At 65.9% G+C, this 17,482-nt stretch carries 19 protein-coding genes; 4 read left to right on the top strand and 15 right to left on the bottom strand.

All coding sequences use genetic code 11. The features are described from left to right. Positions 1 to 249 precede the first annotated feature (249 nt). Both ACFWO8_RS21770 and dtd read left to right on the top strand, forming a co-directional pair. Positions 250 to 1,758 carry a hypothetical protein gene (locus ACFWO8_RS21770; protein WP_378953825.1) on the top strand — a complete coding sequence of 503 codons (1,509 nt, stop codon included), beginning with the start codon at positions 250 to 252 and terminating at the stop codon, positions 1,756 to 1,758. A gap of 56 nt (positions 1,759 to 1,814) precedes the next feature. After that, positions 1,815 to 2,258, top strand: a complete 444-nt coding sequence (gene dtd, locus ACFWO8_RS21765) for a D-aminoacyl-tRNA deacylase (RefSeq protein ID WP_378954266.1) — start codon at positions 1,815 to 1,817, stop codon at positions 2,256 to 2,258. A gap of 17 nt (positions 2,259 to 2,275) precedes the next feature. Here dtd and ACFWO8_RS21760 read toward each other — a convergent pair whose 3' ends face one another. From ACFWO8_RS21760 to rpsH, 13 genes are all read right to left on the bottom strand, one after another. Further along, positions 2,276 to 3,562 (bottom strand): ABC transporter permease, encoded by a 1,287-nt coding sequence (locus ACFWO8_RS21760; protein WP_378953822.1) that lies wholly within the window; start codon positions 3,560 to 3,562, stop codon positions 2,276 to 2,278. Beyond that, positions 3,559 to 4,824, bottom strand: a complete 1,266-nt coding sequence (locus tag ACFWO8_RS21755) for an ABC transporter permease (RefSeq protein WP_378953819.1) — start codon at positions 4,822 to 4,824, stop codon at positions 3,559 to 3,561. The genes ACFWO8_RS21760 and ACFWO8_RS21755 overlap by 4 nt, the downstream gene beginning before the upstream one ends. Before the next feature lie 28 nt (positions 4,825 to 4,852). Further along, positions 4,853 to 6,370, bottom strand: a complete 1,518-nt coding sequence (locus ACFWO8_RS21750) for an ABC transporter ATP-binding protein (protein WP_378953816.1) — start codon at positions 6,368 to 6,370, stop codon at positions 4,853 to 4,855. A gap of 11 nt (positions 6,371 to 6,381) precedes the next feature. Beyond that, the gene (locus tag ACFWO8_RS21745; RefSeq protein WP_378953813.1) at positions 6,382 to 7,461 is read right to left on the bottom strand and encodes a BMP family protein; all 1,080 of its coding nucleotides are present in this window, start codon (positions 7,459 to 7,461) and stop codon (positions 6,382 to 6,384) included. 73 nt (positions 7,462 to 7,534) lie between these two features. After that, entirely contained in the window at positions 7,535 to 8,332 is a 798-nt protein-coding gene (gene map, locus ACFWO8_RS21740; RefSeq protein WP_378953810.1) for a type I methionyl aminopeptidase, read from the bottom strand. 22 nt (positions 8,333 to 8,354) lie between these two features. Then, positions 8,355 to 8,900 carry an adenylate kinase gene (locus tag ACFWO8_RS21735; protein WP_378953807.1) on the bottom strand — a complete coding sequence of 182 codons (546 nt, stop codon included), beginning with the start codon at positions 8,898 to 8,900 and terminating at the stop codon, positions 8,355 to 8,357. Continuing rightward, positions 8,897 to 10,219 carry a preprotein translocase subunit SecY gene (secY, locus tag ACFWO8_RS21730; protein WP_378953804.1) on the bottom strand — a complete coding sequence of 441 codons (1,323 nt, stop codon included), beginning with the start codon at positions 10,217 to 10,219 and terminating at the stop codon, positions 8,897 to 8,899. The genes ACFWO8_RS21735 and secY overlap by 4 nt, the downstream gene beginning before the upstream one ends. Before the next feature lie 155 nt (positions 10,220 to 10,374). Continuing rightward, the gene (rplO, locus tag ACFWO8_RS21725) at positions 10,375 to 10,818 is read right to left on the bottom strand and encodes a 50S ribosomal protein L15 (protein WP_378598338.1); all 444 of its coding nucleotides are present in this window, start codon (positions 10,816 to 10,818) and stop codon (positions 10,375 to 10,377) included. A 2-nt stretch (positions 10,819 to 10,820) separates the two neighbouring features. Continuing rightward, positions 10,821 to 11,000 (bottom strand): 50S ribosomal protein L30, encoded by a 180-nt coding sequence (rpmD, locus tag ACFWO8_RS21720; protein WP_056819257.1) that lies wholly within the window; start codon positions 10,998 to 11,000, stop codon positions 10,821 to 10,823. A 1-nt stretch (position 11,001) separates the two neighbouring features. Further along, the gene (gene rpsE / locus ACFWO8_RS21715) at positions 11,002 to 11,655 is read right to left on the bottom strand and encodes a 30S ribosomal protein S5 (protein ID WP_378953802.1); all 654 of its coding nucleotides are present in this window, start codon (positions 11,653 to 11,655) and stop codon (positions 11,002 to 11,004) included. Between the two features lie 31 nt (positions 11,656 to 11,686). Further along, the gene (rplR, locus tag ACFWO8_RS21710; RefSeq protein ID WP_266296784.1) at positions 11,687 to 12,094 is read right to left on the bottom strand and encodes a 50S ribosomal protein L18; all 408 of its coding nucleotides are present in this window, start codon (positions 12,092 to 12,094) and stop codon (positions 11,687 to 11,689) included. Positions 12,095 to 12,096: 2 nt separating this feature from the next. Further along, positions 12,097 to 12,636 (bottom strand): 50S ribosomal protein L6, encoded by a 540-nt coding sequence (rplF, locus tag ACFWO8_RS21705; RefSeq protein ID WP_378953800.1) that lies wholly within the window; start codon positions 12,634 to 12,636, stop codon positions 12,097 to 12,099. Between the two features lie 15 nt (positions 12,637 to 12,651). Then, complete coding sequence (gene rpsH, locus ACFWO8_RS21700; protein WP_056818383.1) at positions 12,652 to 13,050, bottom strand: 30S ribosomal protein S8; 399 nt, start codon at positions 13,048 to 13,050, stop codon at positions 12,652 to 12,654. Between the two features lie 720 nt (positions 13,051 to 13,770). Here rpsH and ACFWO8_RS21695 point away from each other — a divergent pair. Continuing rightward, positions 13,771 to 14,400, top strand: coding sequence for a hypothetical protein (locus tag ACFWO8_RS21695; protein WP_378953797.1), 630 nt, complete (start codon positions 13,771 to 13,773; stop codon positions 14,398 to 14,400). 95 nt (positions 14,401 to 14,495) lie between these two features. Here the strand turns inward: ACFWO8_RS21695 and ACFWO8_RS21690 are convergent, their stop codons facing one another. Beyond that, positions 14,496 to 15,152, bottom strand: coding sequence for a YoaK family protein (locus tag ACFWO8_RS21690; RefSeq protein ID WP_378954262.1), 657 nt, complete (start codon positions 15,150 to 15,152; stop codon positions 14,496 to 14,498). A 447-nt stretch (positions 15,153 to 15,599) separates the two neighbouring features. Between ACFWO8_RS21690 and ACFWO8_RS21685 the strand changes: the two genes are divergently transcribed. Beyond that, a complete protein-coding gene (locus ACFWO8_RS21685) occupies positions 15,600 to 17,159 on the top strand; it encodes an alpha/beta hydrolase (RefSeq protein ID WP_378953795.1) in 1,560 nt (519 codons plus the stop codon). Here the strand turns inward: ACFWO8_RS21685 and ACFWO8_RS21680 are convergent. After that, positions 17,152 to 17,373, bottom strand: a complete 222-nt coding sequence (locus tag ACFWO8_RS21680) for a hypothetical protein (protein WP_378953793.1) — start codon at positions 17,371 to 17,373, stop codon at positions 17,152 to 17,154. The genes ACFWO8_RS21685 and ACFWO8_RS21680 overlap by 8 nt on opposite strands. Between the last annotated feature and the right edge of the window lie 109 nt (positions 17,374 to 17,482).

The following is a 17,482-nucleotide window of genomic DNA, read 5'->3' as shown; positions in this document are numbered from 1 at the left end:
CGGAGTCTAACGACCACGGCGAAACATGCACAGCCCCAGGACTTCACGATTCGGCGAACGATCGGCGCTGCGGCCCGCCGTGTGCCGACCCGCCGAGAGCCCGCACCGGAAGTAATCCAGCAATCCGATCACGATCCGACGGCCGAGACCGATCTGTGACAGACTCGATCGAAGCGCAAGCGGCCGTCCACCGGCCGATGACCGAACGAACGATAGGGCTCTCAGGTTGACGTCCCGACGGAACTGCTCATGACCGACCTGAGCGACCTGAGCGACCTCGAACGGCGCGTCGCGGCCAATCGCGCCAACACCCGCAGCCAGCACTCCGACGACTACCTGCGCCTGGCCGGTTCACTCACCGAACTCGCCCAGGGCCTGCTCGCCACCCGCGACGATCCGTCAGGTCGCGATCGCACCGCCGAGGCGCTGGAGCCCGCCCAGGAAGCGGTGGCCATCCGGCTGCACTGGCTGGTCGAGGGGTTCGTCTCCTACGAGTACGCGGGTGCGCTGCAGGACGCGTTGCGGTTGTTCGAGCAGGCGACCCGGTTGGTCGGGCACCGGCAGCTCGCCACCAACACCATTCGCAGCGCGTGTTCGGCGTATCGGCAGGTCGCGCAGGACTACCCGGATGTCTCGGCCATGTGCGCCGACGGGCTGTCCAAGTGTGGCGTGTGGCTGATGCGGCTCGATCACGACGCGGCGGTGGCGGCGAGCGAGTCGGCGGTGCGGATTCGCGCGGCCATGTACGCGCGCGCGTCCGAGCAGCCCGGCAAGTATCTGGCGAGCCTGAGCAGCTTGCTGCGCACCTTGATGGTTGGCCGCTCGCGCAAGCAGGCCATCGCGACCTATCGCGCGTTGTACTCCGAGGTGACCACCACCGCGAGTACCGCGAAACTGCGCGAAACCCGGGTCGAGGAACTCGATCTCACGGTCAAGACCACGCAGGCGCTGGTGAAGCTGGGCGCGCAGACCCTGGAACGCGCGGGGCGGCTGACCCAGCAGCAGATCCTGTACCAGTCGGGCGGCGACCTGGCCACGATCGACGAGATCAACTGGCGGCTGGCGCTCGTTGGCCTCAAACCCCTTGCGGCCGGGGCGATGCCGGAGCCGCCGTCGCGGCCGGTGGAGATCTCGGCGACCTACGGCGCGATCGCCGTGCGCTGCTCGGCACCGGACGGGCTCGATCAGGTGCGAGCCGCGATCGTCGCCGCGTTCGCCCAGGACGGGGCCGAACCGGTGGACGCGGGCAGGTTCGCGGGTGTGCACGAGAAGCATTGGGGCGTCAAAGAACCCAAGACCAACCTCGAGACCCAGCTCGGCGCCGATGTCGTACTGGTCGAAAAGTCCTCCGGTAGCTGGATTTCGGTGAAGAGCCTCAACTGGGAGATCGGCGCATTGGGCAAACACCCGCTCGCCGTTGCCCTTTCGGCGAAGTGGCCGGTGCTGACCGTCGCCACGATCGAGAAGATCTCCTACGAACTGTGCCTCTACGACGACGGCGTCGCCACTCAGTACGCCGCCCTCGGCAGACCGGCCGGACAGGCGCCGCTGGATTCCCCGCTTGCCCCCCTGGATTTCGCGACGCTGGCCGATTACGGCGCCGACTACGCCTCCGAAACTCAGGTCAGAGCCGCCTTCGGCAACGCCGAAATGTTCGCGAAGGTCACCGAACTCCCCGGCGCGGGTATCCGCCAGGCCGCGGAGAAGTCCCCGCTCACCGACTACGGCCCGAATATTCTCTTCTTCGGCAAGAACTGACCGACCAGCCGCCCCGGAATATCCCGGCGCGCAGACGCCCGGCATGATCGGTGACTGTGCGAGTACTGCTGCAGCGTGTGACCAGCGCCAAGGTGAGCGTCGACGGTCAGGTCGTCGGCGACATCGACCCGGCGTCGAACGGTGTCCCCCACGGACTGCTCGCGCTGGTCGGCGCCACCCACACCGATACCGAAACCATCGCGAAAGCCCTGGCCGACAAGACATACCGCCTGCGCATCCTCGACGGCGAACGCTCCGCCGCCGACCTGGACGCCCCCATCCTGGTAGTCAGCCAGTTCACCCTCTACGCCAACACCGCCAAGGGCCGCCGCCCCTCCTGGAACGCCGCCGCCCCCGGCCCCCTCGCCGAACCCCTGGTCGACACCTTCGCCGAAACCCTGCGCGAACTGGGCGCCACCGTCGCCACCGGCAAGTTCGGCGCCCACATGCAAATCGAACTCACCAACGACGGCCCGGTCACCGTCCTCCTCGAAGGCTGAGCTCAGGCAAGACCAAACTACTTGTCGCCAGGCCGGTAGGGAATGCCGTCGGCAGCAGGTGCGACCGCCTTTCCGATGAACCCAGCTACCACAACAAGGGTCACCACATACGGCAGCATGCCGAGGAACTCGGTGGGGATCGGGTTGCCCGGCATGGTGTTGAGGAAGCGTTCCAGGGCGCTGGAGAAGCCGAACAGCAGGGCTGCCAGCAGGGCGCCGACCGGCTTCCAGCGGCCGACGATCATCACCGCCAGTGCGACGAAGCCGAGCGCGGCGGTCATGTTCTTGCTGAACGCCACATTGTTGGCGATGGTGAAGAAGGCGCCGCCGAAACCCGACAGGGCACCGGCGCAGGTGACGTTCCAGAAGCGCAGGCGGTTCACGTCGATGCCCGCGGCGTCAGCCGCGGCGGGATGCTCGCCGACGGCCCGCGTGCGCAGGCCCCAGCGAGTGTGGAACAGCAGGTACGACAGCCCGAACACGCAGGCCAGCGCGACATAGACGAACAGGTTCTGGTCGAACAGCACCGGGCCGAGCACCGGGATGTCGGTCAGGAAACCGAGGCCGATGTCGCGGAGGAACCCGCCGATGCGCGGCACCGTGCTCGGCTCGTTGAGCGAATGGTCCATGCGCATGAGCCGCTCGAACAGGAAGCCGGTGAGGCCGAGCGCCAGCAGGTTGAGGATGACACCGGTGACCAGCTGGTTCACCTCGAAGCGGGTCGCCAGCCAGGCCAGCAGCAGCGTCGATGCCATACCGCTGAGCACCGCGGCCAGTATTCCGAGATAGGGATTGTCGGTGATCGAGGCGAACAGCACCGCGGTGAACGCACCCGCCAGGAACTGCCCCTCGATGCCGAGGTTGATCACGCCCGAACGTTCACAGACCACACCCGACAGCGCGCCGAAGACGAACGGCAGCGCCAGGAACAACGTCGAGGCCAGCACGAACTCCACCGGAAAGCCGACACCCGGCGTCACCACCCACGACAGCGCGGCGATCACCAGAGCCGCCACCGCGACGCCGACGATCACCCCGTGCGCTCGCCGCGAGAGCGGCCTGGCGAGCAGCACACCGCCGAGCACCACCGTGAGGACACTGAGGATCAGCACAATCGTGAGAGTGCCGACAGTCCAGCCACTTTCGATGGTCTGATCCAGCCGGAAGGTGGTCGTCCGCCCACCATCGATGAACGACAGCCCGAGGACGCCGAGACCGACACCGAGCACGGTGAGCACCACCCCGGCCACACGGTGCGGGGCGGCTTCGATCGTGACGACCGGTGACGCGGTAGTGGTACTCACCAGCCCCTCGCTTCCAGAGTGTTGAGGCCACCGCGCGGTGTGCGCAGGTGCAGCAGGGTTTTCACCAGCGCGGGCGCGGCCACGAACAGCACGATCACGGCCTGCAACAGCGTGGACATCTCGACCGGGATGGCGGGCTGCATGTGCAGCGTGCCCGATTTCAACGCACCGAACAGCAGTGCCGCGGCCACGATGCCGCCCGGATGCGCCCGCCCGAGCAGGGCGACGGTGATCCCGTCGAACCCGAATTCCGCGACCGTGCCCGGGTTCACCGTGTACGGGTTCAGACCGAGCACCAGCGCGGCACCGCCCAATCCGGCCAGCCCGCCCGACACCCCCATCGTCGTGATGAACGTGCGCCCGATATCGATGCCTGCCGTCGCCGCCGCGTGGGTATTGGCGCCGACCGCGCGGATCCGGTACCCGAAGGTGGATTTGCGCAGCAGCCACCAGATTCCGGCCGCGAGCGCCAGGCCGAGCAACAGCCCCGCACTGACCCGCAGCCCCGACCCGGCCCACCCGAGCAGCCGCGGCAGTCGGCCGGAGAAGTCCACCTGCTTGGAGACCAGCTCCTGCGAGGTCGTCGAATGGATGAACGTGGTGCCCAACGCCCAGAGCAGGAAATAGGTAGCGATGTTGTTCAACATGATCGACGAAATAACCTCGTGTGCACCAGTTTTCGCCTTGAGCACACCGGGGATGGCACCTAGTAGACCACCGGCGAGCGCACCCGCGAGCAGGGCCAGCGGCACATGCAGCAGCGGCGGCAGGTCGAGCGCGAACCCGACGATCACACCGCCGAGCATGCCGAAGATGAACTGCCCGTGCCCGCCGATATTGAACAATCCGGCCCGGAAAGCCAGGCCGACAGCGAGTCCGGTGAAGATCAGCGGGGTCGCGTAGGTGAGCGTCTCCGAGATCGGCCGCAGCACCTGGGCGAGCGTGGCATCCCCGTCGAAATACTGTTGCAGGCGCCCGAAGTCGATGATCGCGCCTTCGAACAGATCGCGATATCCCGTGCTCACCGCCTGCCACGAGAAGCTCAGCGCATCGGCGGGCCGGTTGAAGAAATAGCCCCATGCTCCCCGCACCGACGCGTCGGAGACGATGATCAGCAGGGCGCCGATCGCGAAGGCGAGCAGCAGCGAATAGATCGTCACCATCACGCTGTTGGCCTCGGTCAGGTACCCGATGAAAGTGCGGCCGACGTCGCGCTTTTCCGGTTTACGCGCGCCCGGTGAGTCGATGGTCGTACTCGGCATGGATGTCCTCGGGGTCGACGACTACAGCTCAGCTCGCGGTGGCTGGATCTGCGGGACGGTGGCCTGCCATGAGCTGACCGATGATCTCGCGCGGCGTATCCGGGGCGAGGACGCCGACGATCTGCCCGTTGTGGATCACCGCGATGCGGTCGGACAGGGCCAGGATCTCGTCCAGCTCCGCGGAGATGAGCAGGACCGCGGTCCCCGAATCACGTTCGGCGACCAGACGACGGTGAATGAACTCGATGGCACCCACATCCACCCCGCGGGTGGGTTGCGCTGCCACCAGAACCGAACGCGGCCTGGAGAATTCGCGCGCGATCACCACCTTCTGCTGATTGCCGCCCGAAAGCGCCGACACCAGCTCCCCCGGCCCTCTGGTGCGGATGTCGAAATCGGCGATGGCCTTGTCGGCGAGCGAGCGCACCGCCGCCGCATCGACCACCCCACGATTGGACAGCGGTTTGTCGCGATACTGATTGAGGACGAGGTTCTCGGCGACGGTGAAATCGGCAGCCAGCCCGTCGCGGCCGCGATCCTCCGGAATGTAGCCGAGTCCGGCGACGATCCGCCGGTACGGGTCCCACCCGGTGATCGGGGTGCCGCCCATCTCGACCGAGCCGCCCTCGGGCGCGACGGTGCCGAGCACCGCCCTGGCCAGTTCGGTCTGACCGTTGCCCTCCACCCCGGCCAACCCGACGATCTCACCGGCCCGTACCTGCAGGTTCAGTCCGTCGAGCATCGGCGTCCCGCGCTCGCCGAGCACCGTCAGATCCTTGACGTCCAAGGCGATCTCGCCCGGCCGCGCCTGCGGCCGATCCACGGTGAGCACCACCGAGCGTCCGACCATCGCCGACGCCAGCTCTGCCTCGCTGTCGTCGGGCGATGCCTCGGTCACCACCTTCCCGCGCCGCAGGACAGTGATCGTGTCCGCGATGGCCTTGACCTCTTTGAGCTTGTGGCTGATGAAGATCACCGACATCCCCGAGGCGGTGAGATTGCCGATGATGTCGAGCAGCTCGGCGACTTCGGGTGGGGTGAGCACCGCGGTCGGTTCGTCCAGGATCAGCAGATCGGTCTTGCCCGAGAGCGCCTTCACGATCTCGACGCGCTGCTGCACGCCGACCGGCAGGTCTTCGCAGATCGCGTCGGGGTCGAGCGCCAGACCGTACCGCTGCGACACCTCGAGCACCGCCTGCCGCGCGGTCGCCCGATCGAGGCTCCCGCGCTTGACGTGTTCACGACCCAGCTGCACATTGTCGGCGACGCTGAACGGGCCGACGAGCTTGAAATGCTGATGCACCATGCCGATTCCGGCGGCGATGGCATCGCTGGGCGATCGCAGCCGCACCGGCTCGCCGTCGATCAGGATCTGCCCGCTGGTCGGTTCGAGGATGCCGTACAGCATGTTCATCAGCGTCGATTTGCCCGCGCCGTTCTCCCCGAGGATCGCGTGCACCTGCCCTGGCTCGACGACCAAGTCGACGCTGTCGTCGGCGAGAAACGCACCGAATGCCTTGGTCAGTCCCTGTACTTCGAGTCGCATGGGCGTGTCCTCTACAGCTTCGGGGCGGCCGGGGAATGGATCACGATCTTGCCGTCGACGATGTCGCGTCGCAGCTCGGTGAGCTCCTGCTTCAGCGGCTGCGGCACCTTCGCGTCGAAATCGTGGAACGGCGCGAGCCCGACCCCGCCATTGCCCAAGGTGCCCACGTATCGACCGTCCATCACACCCTCGCTGTAGGCATTGTCGATCGCCACGCGGATCGCGGCGGCGATGTCCTTCATCGAGGAGGACAACATGATGTCCTGGTACTCCGGAACCGCTTGGTAGCCATCGGAATCCACCCAGATCATGGATACACCGGTGGAGTCCTGTACAGCGGAGGCCCCGCCCATCCCGACCGGCCCGGCCACCGGGTGGATCACGTCGGCGCCCTGGGCGATGAAATTCTCGGTGAGTGAGCGGCCCGCGCTCGTATCGTCGAAGTTGCCGGTGAACGAGCCGTTCTGGTCTTCGACGTCCCAGCCGAGCACGGCGATCGCGGTGCCGTGCTCGGTGTTGTAGCCGGCCACCCCGGCGGCGAACCCGTCCATGAAGATGGTCACCGCGGGAATCTCCATGCCACCCCAGGTGGCGACCCGACCGGTCTTGGACATCCCGGCCGCGAGATAGCCTGCCAGATAAGAAGATTGGGCGGCGTTGAATTCCATCGAGTAGACATTGTCCAACTCGACGTGCGCGTCCACGATCGCGAAACGCTGATCGGGATACTCGCCTGCCACCTGCGCCACCGCCTCGGCCATCAGGCCGCCGACGCCGATCACCAGATCGCAGTCGTCGTCGGCCGAGGCTCGCAGGTTGGGTTCGTAGTCGGCGGAACTATTGGACTGACGGTAGGAGCCGTAGACACCGGGGTTGGCGTCGATCGCGGCTTTCACACCGTTCCAGCCGGATTCGTTGAACGACTTGTCGTCGACACCGCCCGCGTCGGTCACCATGCAGGTCTCGAAACCCGCGTTCGCCGTGCCGTAGGTATTGCCCGATCCCGTATAGCGCGCGTTCGGCGGCGGCTCGGCGCAACCGGCGAGCAGTGCCGTAGCCACGCAAGCGACCAGCGCGATGCGAGATCTCATCTCTCAGAGATACAGGATCACACCAACAGCCAGTCGGTTTAGAAAGATTACTTCACCGAAAAGTCGTCGCCGACTACTCCGGGCGCAGGGTGAGGATGCGTGGCCCGTCCTCGGTCACAGCGACGCTGTGCTCCCAGTGCGCGGCCCGCGACCCGTCGGTGGTGACCACGGTCCACTCATCATCGAGGGTCTTGGTGTCGGTGGTGCCGAGCGTCAGCATCGGCTCGATCGCCAGCACCGACCCGACCACCAGGCGCGGGCCCTTACCGGGCGCGCCTTCGTTGGGCAGGAACGGATCCATGTGCATCTCGCGGCCGATGGCGTGGCCACCGTAACCGTCGACGATGCCGTACTGCCGACCATGCGCCTGCGCGGCCGCGCGAGTACCCAGCTCGATGGCGTGCGAGACGTCGGTGAGCCGGTTGCCCGGCAGCATCGCCGCGATGCCGGTCTCCATCGAGAGCCTGGTCGCCTCGCTCAGCAGGTGATCGGCCTCGATGATGTTGCCGATGCCGAACGTCCACGCCGAGTCGCCGTGCCAGCCGTCGAGAATGGCGCCGCAGTCGATGGACACGAGATCACCCTCGGTGAGAATGTCACTCGCCGAGGGGATCCCGTGGACCACACGGTCGTTGACCGAAGAACAGATCGAGCCGGGGAAGCCGTGATAACCCTTGAACGACGGGACAGCGCCCGCGTCACGGATCGTCGCCTCGGCGACCTCGTCGAGCTCCAGCGTCGAAACGCCGGGCTTGGCCGCCGCGCGAACGGCGACCAGCGTCGCACCGACGATCGCGCCGGCTGCCTGCATGGCATCCAGCTCGCCCGCCGAACGGAACGGCACGACCTTCTTCTTACGGTTGAAGACCATCCGGCCTCAGTACTCCGATCCGCTACTGACCGAGCGCCTCGAGCGCGCGGGCGTTGACCTCATCGACTTCGCCGATGCCGTCGACGGTCACGACCAGACCGTCGTAGTACTCGAGCAGCGGCTCGGTCTCCTCACGGTAGACCCGCAGCCGGTTGCGGATGACGTCCTCGGTGTCGTCGGCGCGCCCACGGGAGAGCATGCGCTCCACCACGGTGTCCTCGGCGACCACGAAGCACAGCACGGCGTCGAGCGTGGTGCCGTTGTGCTCGAGGATCTTCTTCAGCGCGTCGGCCTGGTCGACCGTGCGCGGGTAACCGTCGAGCACGAAACCGTTCGCGGCATCGGGCTCGCCGACGCGGGCCTCGACCATGCGGTTGGTGACGTCGCTGGGAACGAGGTCGCCCGCGTCCATGTACTTCTGCGCCTCGCGACCGAGGGCGGTCTGCTGGCTGATATTCGCGCGGAAGAGGTCTCCGGTGGAGATGTGCGGAACGCCCAGCTTCTCTGACAGCAGGACGGCCTGAGTACCTTTGCCGGCACCCGGCGGACCGAGCAGAACAACTCTCACTTGAGGAACCCTTCGTAATTTCGATTCATCAGCTGGCTCTCGATCTGCTTGACCGTGTCGAGACCCACGCTGACCATGATGAGCACCGCGGTACCGCCGAACGGAAGGTTCGCCACCGCACCCGAATTGCCCATGTCGAGGAACAGGTTCGGGAGCACGGCGACCAAACCGAGGTAAATCGAGCCAGGCAGGGTGATGCGGCTCAGGACGAAGTTCAGATAGTCGGCGGTCGGCTTACCGGGCCGGTAGCCCGGGATGAAGCCACCGAACTTCTTCATCTCGTCCGCGCGTTCCTCCGGATTGAAGGTGATCGCGACGTAGAAGTAGGTGAAGAACACGATCAGGCCGAAGTAGATCGCGATGTAGACCGGGTTGGACGGGTTCACCAGGTATTTCTGGATGGCTTCCTGCCACCAGCTCGGCTCCGTTGCCGTGCTCGACCCGGTGAGCTGCGCGATCAGGTTCGGCAGGTACAGCAGCGAGGACGCGAAGATCACCGGGATGACACCGGCCTGGTTGACCTTCAACGGCAGGTACGTCGATGAACCGCCGTACATCTTGCGACCGACGACGCGCTTGGCGTACTGCACCGGAATCCGGCGCTGACCCTGCTCGACGAAGATCACGGCCACGATGATCGCCAGCACGGCCCCACACACCAGGCCGAACACGAGGCCGCCACGGGTGTCGAGGATGTTCTTGCCGTCGATCGGGATACGCGCCGCGATACCGGCGAAAATGAGCAGCGACATGCCGTTACCGACACCGCGCTCGGTGATCTGCTCGCCGAACCACATCACCAGCGAGGCACCGGCGGTCATCACCAGCACGATGATGATCATGCCGAAAATGCTGGTGTCGGCCAGGATCGGCTCGTTACAGCCCTGCAGCAACTGACCGCGCGAAGCCAGCGCGACGAGACCGGTGGCCTGCAGGACCGCCAAGGCGACCGACAGGTACCTGGTGTACTGCGTCATCTTGGTCTGGCCGGATTGGCCTTCCTTGCGCAGTTCCTCGAACCGCGGGATGACGACGGTCAGCAACTGGATGATGATGCTCGCGGTGATGTACGGCATGATGCCGATCGCGAACACCGACAGCTGCAGCAGCGCGCCACCGGAGAAGAGGTTGATGAGCTGGTAGATACCGGCGGATTCACCGCCGGAGACCAGCTTCACGCACTCCTGGACGTTTTGGTAGTCGACGCCGGGGGACGGCAGCGCGGCACCCAACCGGTACAGCGCGATCAACCCCAGCGTGAAGAGAATCTTCCGCCGTAAGTCCGGAGTCCGGAAGGCCGATACGAAGGCGGAAAGCACAAATCCTCCTGGCGAACGACATGGTCATGCCATGCGACATCGGTTTTACGGAAACGTCAGCCCATGACAGGGTTTGGCAGCCAACGACTGAACTCTAACAGTGACACCGGACGAGTTTGCCACTCGTCCGGTGTCGACTGCTATTCAGAGTACCGTCAGGCCAGTTCGGTGACAGTGCCACCGGCTGCGGTGATCTTCTCCTTGGCGGAGCCGGTCACCTTGTCGGCGGTCACCTGGATGGCGACACCGATCTCGCCGTCGCCGAGAACCTTGACCAGCTCGTTCTTGCGAACGGCGCCGGCCGCGACGAGCTCGGCCTTACCGATGGTGCCGCCCTGCGGGAACAGCTCAGCGATGCGGCCAACGTTGACAACCTGGTACTCGACCCGGAAGCGGTTGGTGAAGCCGCGAAGCTTCGGCAGACGCATGTGCAGCGGCATCTGGCCACCCTCGAACGCCGCGGGGACGTTCTTGCGTGCCTTGGTGCCCTTGGTACCGCGACCAGCGGTCTTGCCCTTGGAACCTTCACCGCGACCCACACGGGTCTTCTCGGTCTTGGAGCCAGGGGCGGGACGCAGGTGGTGCAATTTGATGGTCATGTCTAGACCTCCTCAACTGTTACGAGGTGGCGCACGACGTTGATCAGACCGCGGTTCTGAGCGTTGTCCTCACGAACCACCGACTGGCGGATCTTCCGCAGACCAAGCGTCCGCAGGCTGTCGCGCTGGTTCGACTTGGCACCGATCGTGCTCTTGATCTGGGTTACCTTGAGATCAGCCATGTCAGGCTCCCTGTCCTGCACGCGCACGCAGCATGCCCGCCGGAGCGACATCCTCGATCGGCAGACCGCGACGAGCGGCAACCTCTTCGGGACGCTGGAGCATCTTGAGCGCGGCAACTGTCGCGTGAACGACGTTGATCGCATTGTCGCTACCGAGCGACTTCGACAGAATGTCGTGGATACCGGCACATTCGAGCACGGCACGGCACGCACCACCGGCGATCACACCGGTACCGGGCGAAGCCGGACGCAGCATGACCACACCGGCCGCCGCCTCACCCTGAACCGGGTGGACGATGGTCGAGCCGATCATCGGGACGCGGAAGAAGCTCTTACGAGCCTCCTCGACACCCTTCTGGATGGCCGCGGGAACTTCCTTGGCCTTGCCGTAGCCGACGCCGACCAGACCGTTGCCGTCACCGACGATCACGAGGGCGGTGAAGCTGAAGCGACGACCACCCTTCACGACCTTGGAGACACGGTTGATCGCGACGACGCGCTCGAGCTGGTTCTTCTCGGCCGCATTGTCGCGACGGTCGCCGCCACCGCGACGATCGCCACCGCCACGACGGTTGCCCTCGGGGCCTCCGGCGTTGCTGTTGGTGTTGGGTCCGGCGGGTCCGCTGCCGCCGTCACGCCGCTGACGTCCCGGCATCAGACGTTCCTTCCGTTAGAAATTGCAGTCATCAGAACTTCAGCCCACCTTCACGAGCGGCATCGGCCAGCGCCGCGATACGGCCGTGGTAGTCGTGACCACCACGGTCGAACACGACCGCCTCGATACCGGCAGCCTTGGCACGCTCGGCGATCAGCTGACCGACCTTCGCGCCCTTGGCGGACTTGTCACCTTCGAGCGCGCGCACGTCGGCCTCGATCGAGGAAGCGGCGGCAATGGTCTTGCCCACCGAGTCGTCGATCAGCTGAGCGTGCAGGTGGCGCGCGGAGCGGTTGACCACCAGGCGCGGACGCTCGGTGGTGCCTTCGACCTTCTTACGAAGACGGAAGTGACGGCGGGTCTTCGACAGGCGACGCTTCGTGGAAGCATCCTTGCCCAGCGGAATCCGCTTCGCCTTCTGGTTAGCAGTTTGCGCCATGATCACTTACCCGTCTTTCCGACCTTGCGGCGAACGACCTCGCCGGCGTAGCGGATGCCCTTGCCCTTGTACGGGTCGGGCTTACGCAGTCCGTGGATGACAGCGGAGATCTGACCGACCGCCTGCTTGTCGATGCCGGACACCGAGAACTTGGTGGGCGATTCCACCGCGAAGGTGATGCCTGCCGGGGCCGTGATCGGCACCGGGTGGCTGTAGCCGAGGGCGAACTCGAGGTTCGAACCCTTGGCCTGAACGCGGTAACCGACGCCGAAGATTTCCATCTTCTTCTCGTAGCCCTTGGTGACACCCTCGACCATGTTGGCGATCAGGGTGCGGGAAAGGCCGTGCAGCGAACGGTTCGCGCGCTCGTCGTTGGGACGAGCAACCTCGAGCTCATTACCTTCACCCTTGGTGACGGTGATGGGCTCGGCCACGGTGTGCGACAGGGTGCCCTTGGGCCCCTTGACCGTGACAACCTGGCCGTCGATGTTGACGTCGACGCCGGCCGGAATCTCGATGGGCTTCTTACCAATACGCGACATTAGTCCTGACCTCCCTTACCAGACGTAGGCGAGGACTTCGCCCCCGACGCCCTGCTTGGCCGCCTGACGGTCGGTGAGCAGACCGGTCGACGTGGAAATGATCGCCACGCCGAGGCCGCCGAGGACCTTGGGCAGGTTGGTGGACTTCGCGTACACACGCAGACCCGGCTTCGAGACGCGACGCAGGCCCTGCAGGCTGCGCTCACGGCTGGGGCCGTACTTCAGATCGACGACGATGGCCTTGCCAACGGTCGCGTCTTCGGTGCGGTAATCGGCGATGTAGCCCTCACGCTTGAGGATCTCGGCGATGTTCACCTTGATCTTCGAGTGGGGCGCCTTCACCTGATCGTGGTACGCCGAGTTGGCGTTGCGCAGACGCGTCAAGAAGTCTGCGATCGGATCAGTCATGGTCATGGTTAGACCTCGACACCTTTCTCGCTGCGGTTCCCATGCAACATCTCCCGCACGCTCGCGCGCAGGTGACCGTGGGCCTACAACAATTCGGCTGGTCCGGTCGGCACTTGCCGACCGGATGAGTTCTCTTGCGAGCTCTCGGCGCCTGGCACGGTCCCACCCGCGCCGAAGCGCGCAGCGGACACAGATCTGCCCAGGCAACCGCTCTAGTGTAGGCAATGCCGTGGTCAGGACCAAACTCGGGGTCAGCGAGGTTGCTCACTGCCCGACGCGCCCCCCGCCGAGCAACCCGCCGCAGAGGCTGTAATTCCCGCCACATTTCGACCGATCCCGTAACGCTACGGCCAGCTGGACATATAGGGCCAGATTTCCCGGCAAGACAATCGGACCTCATGACCGAGCACCACAGTTACCTGTGACTGATAGCGATCAACTATGCCGCGGCGAAATAGTTGATCTTGCTGGGGTTACGGTTTGTGCCATGTTACGCACCAGGGGGGTGCAGTCGACGACTGCAGGGCGACATCTCGCCAATTCGGGGACTCCGCGACAGCTCGAGTCCCACGGCGCATTCACGAGCCGGTTCGGCATCCGCCACTAGGCGCCCTCGGTTTTTCGCCGACATCTGAAATCTCTTGCTCCGCAGGGTTGTCCAGCGGGCGTGCCCAGCGCGCCCGCTGGTCAGTGCTGCGTCGCAGCGCTCTGTAGAAAAGGAAAACAATGATCGTCAGGAAATTCGTCGCGACCGCGATGCTGGCAGCGGCATCGACCGTGATCTGCGCGGGCACCGTGCACGCCGAGACCACCCCGGCCCCGATCCAGGCGCCCGCCGCGACCCCCGCGCTGCCGGTTCAGCAGGGCGTCGACGGCAGTGTCGGCTATGTCGCGCAGGGTAGCGCCGACGGCCGGGGCGTAGTGGCCGAACTCGACAGCGGTGCGTTCGCTCTCGACGGCTCGGCCGTCACGATCACCGACGCGGCGGGTTCGACCATCGGTTCGATCCCGACCGCTTACCAGATCGCCGGGCAGCACATCACCCTCATTCCGGCGATCAGCGCGAGCGGCCGCGAACTGACCCTGACGCCGGTCGGCATGAGCCGCCTCGACGACGTGGCCGCCAAGGACTTCCAGACCCAGCTGGGCGCCGCCGCGGGTGGCGCGGTCATCGGTGGCATCGTCGGTGTCGTTGTCGGGTTGGTGCTGACCTTCATCATTAACGGCATCCTGCTCGGCCCCGCCGGTTGGGTGCTGTCGGGATTCGGCCTGCTCCTGTTCGTCGGCGGCGGCCTCATCGCGGGCGCGACCCTGGGCGGCCTGGCGGGTTACGCCGTCGCCAACGCTCTGCCCTGATCGGATAACCGAGCCGGACAGCCGTTTCGCCCTTCGTCGGGGGCGGGCGAAACGGCTGCTCCGCCACCGTCAGTCAACTGAGCGGGCAGCGCACCTCACGCGGCGGTGTGACCTGCCCGCGTGCCCGTCTTGTAGGTGATCAGGATCGCCGAGGCCGAGACACCGGCGGCGACGATCAGCATCATCTCGCCACCCACCACCATGCTCATCAACCCACCGAGCAGCGCGCCGACAGCGAAGGCCGCGTATTGCAGGCCGTAGCCGAGCCAATCGCGCGAACTACCCCCGCTGACATGGCTTTCGATACCCTGGCTCAGCTTCACGACCGTTCCGGTGGCATAGCTGAGCGGGACGCTGGTCTCGCCGTTCTTGACGAACGCGGTGTTGAGCGCGCCCACCGCGAAGGCGACGAACGCGATCGGGATGAACCCCACCTCCTGACCGCCGGTGCGGTCGAGGGCGTAGTCGACGACCGCGGCCGCGGCGAGCGCCGCGGTGGTCACCACGGACGCGCCGTAGTGGCCGCTGCGCCACAACCGCCGCCGGAGTATCGAGGCCACGAACACCCCGAGCCCGAACGAGAAAAGCAGCGTAATAGCCCCGGTGGCCAGCAGCTGGTCATTGTCGAACCAGCCGAGAACGGCACGCTCGGTATTACCGGTCATGAATGTCACGAAATATCCGGCGGAATGCGTATATGCCGCGGCACCGATAAATCCGGCCAATATCGAAAGAAATGCGACCATCGGCATGGCGCCCGCCGGAATCCCACGCAGCGGCGCCCGGTGGGCCACGTCACGAGCCTTGTTTTCTGTGGTCAGGGTCACAATTTCACATCCTCTGCATTCACTCTGGCAAGGGATCGACACTGACACCCATCTGCACGCTGCATTGTCGCGCAACGACCTCGACAGTAGCCACGGAATAAATTTCCGACCAGCACGGAGATCACATTCTCGGGAAAGACACAGGATTATGAGGTGCCGGTAATACCGCGGTAACCGAGAATTCGATATCAATTCCGAGGACAGCCACGCGAAAGATCGGCGGCGACCTGCGGCGATGGCGCCGCAGGATGGCGGCCGATCCGCGCCATCGTTCGAATTGCGTTCGATACCAACCACTTTGCGATCGTGAGCGCCGCTCACGAATGTGGTAGCTTCGCGAGGTTCGTCGGATCTGCGCAGGAGGCTCGGCCGTTGTCTTCCCACCGTGCATGCCGCCGGGGCTCGGCCTATCTGCTCGCCGTACTGCTCGGGATCGGCGCGCTCGTCACGCCTGCGCGCGCTTCGGCCGATCCCTACGTCGACCAGCTCGCCGACGCGGCGGCCACCCCGACGCTGGGGTGGGAGGGTTGCGCGGACGGATTCGAGTGCGCGTTGGCTCAGGTGCCGCTGGACTACAACAGCCCGCACGCCGCGCAGATCGACCTGGCGGTCATCAAGTTGCCCGCGTCCGATCCCGCACGGCGCATCGGGACGTTGTTCGTCAACTTCGGTGGGCCCGGCCCGTCCGGTGTGGACCGGCTCCGCGAGCGGGCCCGCTGGCCGTGGCTGTTCTCCGACGAACTGCGTGCCCGGTTCGACCTGGTCTCCTGGGATCCGCGCGCGGTCTCGCGCAGCGCGGGCACGCAGTGTTTCGCCAGTGCCGACGAGCAGGCCGCGTACCTCGGTTCCTTCCCCGGCACCCCCACCGATCCGCGCGATGAGCCCGCGTTCTTCGCCGCCTCCGCCGACATCGCCGCCCGCTGCGCCGAGAACGCGGGCCCGATCCTGCACCACGCCTCCACCGCGAACACCGCCCGCGACCTGGACCTGTTGCGCCGCGCGGTCGGCGATCAGACCCTGACCTACCACGGCATTTCCTACGGCACCCAGGTCGGCGCGGTCTACGCCAACATGTTCCCCGACCGGGTCCGCGCGATGGCGTTCGACGGCTCCCTCGACTTCGAGGGCAATGTCAACGGCCACGGCACCGACGGACTGAACCTGCCCTTGGACACCCGCCAGGGCGTAGCCGCGGGCATCGCCGAGACCTTCGATACCTTCCTGCGCGACTGCTCTGCCGCGGGTCCGCGCTGCGCGTTCGCCGCGGGCGACCCGAAACTCAAGTGGATCGCGCTGGCCGAACGAGCACGCCTCGCGCCGATCACGGTCGACGGCACCCCGTGGACCTTCTCCCAGGTGGTGAGCGCCGCGGGCAGCCTCTCCCGTCCCGACACCTATCCTGACCTGGCGATTCTTCTCCAAAGCCTGTTCGACGCGGCAACAGTGCTCCCCGCGCGGGTTCCCGATGCTCTTTTCGCCGAGAACCATCCCGCCAACCGCGTCGAGGCCTTCTACACAATCCAGTGCTCCGACAGCACCGTCCCCACAGACCCCGCCGTCTACAGCAGAGTGGCCGCCGCCGTTGACCGCGAGTCCCGCTACTTCGGCCGAATCGCGGTCTTCAACGCCACCCCCTGCGCCTTCTGGCAGGCCGAGGACCGAGACCGCTACACCGGCCCGTGGAACCGCGAAACCGCCGCCCCGATCCTCGTCCTCAACAGCCGATACGACCCGGCCACCCCACTGGCTGGCGCCAAAGCCGGTGCGGCCCAACTGAACCGGGCCCAGGTAGTCGTCATCGAAGGTGCGGGCCACAGCTCCATGTACGTCCAGAGCACCTGCGCCGAACACGTCAAACGCGACTACCTGTTCACCGGCCTGCTTCCGCCCGCCGGCATCAGCTGCGGAATCGACCGCTCCCCGTTCAGCTGAGCAAGCAGAGGAAGTCGTAGAGCGGCGGCTTCTCCACGCTGCCCCCGGCGAACAACAACTGCGCGATCGGCGAACAGATCAACGCCGTCTCCGACGACCCCGACCCACCCCCCGAACCGGAATCGGCAACCGGCGCGATGGGGGCGGCGGATGCGACAGCGGGCGCCCCGAGGAGCGCGACGGAAACAACAGCGACTGTGGCGAACTTCTTCATGCGCCAAGAGAACACACCGGCCCCCGCCTCGGGAGTGAAATATCAACATTTCATCCAACGTCACAACACCCGCGGGTGTTGTGCGCCGGTTTCCAGCAGAGGATCCTGA

Origin of the sequence: Nocardia sp. NPDC058480 (genome assembly GCF_042720495.1) — a bacterium.
GTDB lineage: Bacteria > Actinomycetota > Actinomycetes > Mycobacteriales > Mycobacteriaceae > Nocardia.
This window is presented reverse-complemented; position numbering and strand designations above follow the sequence as displayed.

Coding starts and splice junctions, on each gene's coding strand:
- ACFWO8_RS21695 (WP_378953797.1), top strand. CDS start 13,771: ATGATCGTCAGGAAATTCGTCGCGACCGCGATGCTGGCAGCGGCATCG.
- ACFWO8_RS21680 (WP_378953793.1), bottom strand. CDS start 17,373: ATGAAGAAGTTCGCCACAGTCGCTGTTGTTTCCGTCGCGCTCCTCGGG.
- ACFWO8_RS21690 (WP_378954262.1), bottom strand. CDS start 15,152: ATGCCGATGGTCGCATTTCTTTCGATATTGGCCGGATTTATCGGTGCC.
- rplO (WP_378598338.1), bottom strand. CDS start 10,818: ATGACCATCAAATTGCACCACCTGCGTCCCGCCCCTGGCTCCAAGACC.
- rplR (WP_266296784.1), bottom strand. CDS start 12,094: ATGGCGCAAACTGCTAACCAGAAGGCGAAGCGGATTCCGCTGGGCAAG.
- rpmD (WP_056819257.1), bottom strand. CDS start 11,000: ATGGCTGATCTCAAGGTAACCCAGATCAAGAGCACGATCGGTGCCAAG.
- map (WP_378953810.1), bottom strand. CDS start 8,332: ATGGTCTTCAACCGTAAGAAGAAGGTCGTGCCGTTCCGTTCGGCGGGC.
- rpsE (WP_378953802.1), bottom strand. CDS start 11,655: ATGCCGGGACGTCAGCGGCGTGACGGCGGCAGCGGACCCGCCGGACCC.
- ACFWO8_RS21755 (WP_378953819.1), bottom strand. CDS start 4,824: ATGCCGAGTACGACCATCGACTCACCGGGCGCGCGTAAACCGGAAAAG.
- ACFWO8_RS21745 (WP_378953813.1), bottom strand. CDS start 7,461: ATGAGATCTCGCATCGCGCTGGTCGCTTGCGTGGCTACGGCACTGCTC.
- ACFWO8_RS21750 (WP_378953816.1), bottom strand. CDS start 6,370: ATGCGACTCGAAGTACAGGGACTGACCAAGGCATTCGGTGCGTTTCTC.
- rpsH (WP_056818383.1), bottom strand. CDS start 13,050: ATGACCATGACTGATCCGATCGCAGACTTCTTGACGCGTCTGCGCAAC.
- rplF (WP_378953800.1), bottom strand. CDS start 12,636: ATGTCGCGTATTGGTAAGAAGCCCATCGAGATTCCGGCCGGCGTCGAC.
- ACFWO8_RS21770 (WP_378953825.1), top strand. CDS start 250: ATGACCGACCTGAGCGACCTGAGCGACCTCGAACGGCGCGTCGCGGCC.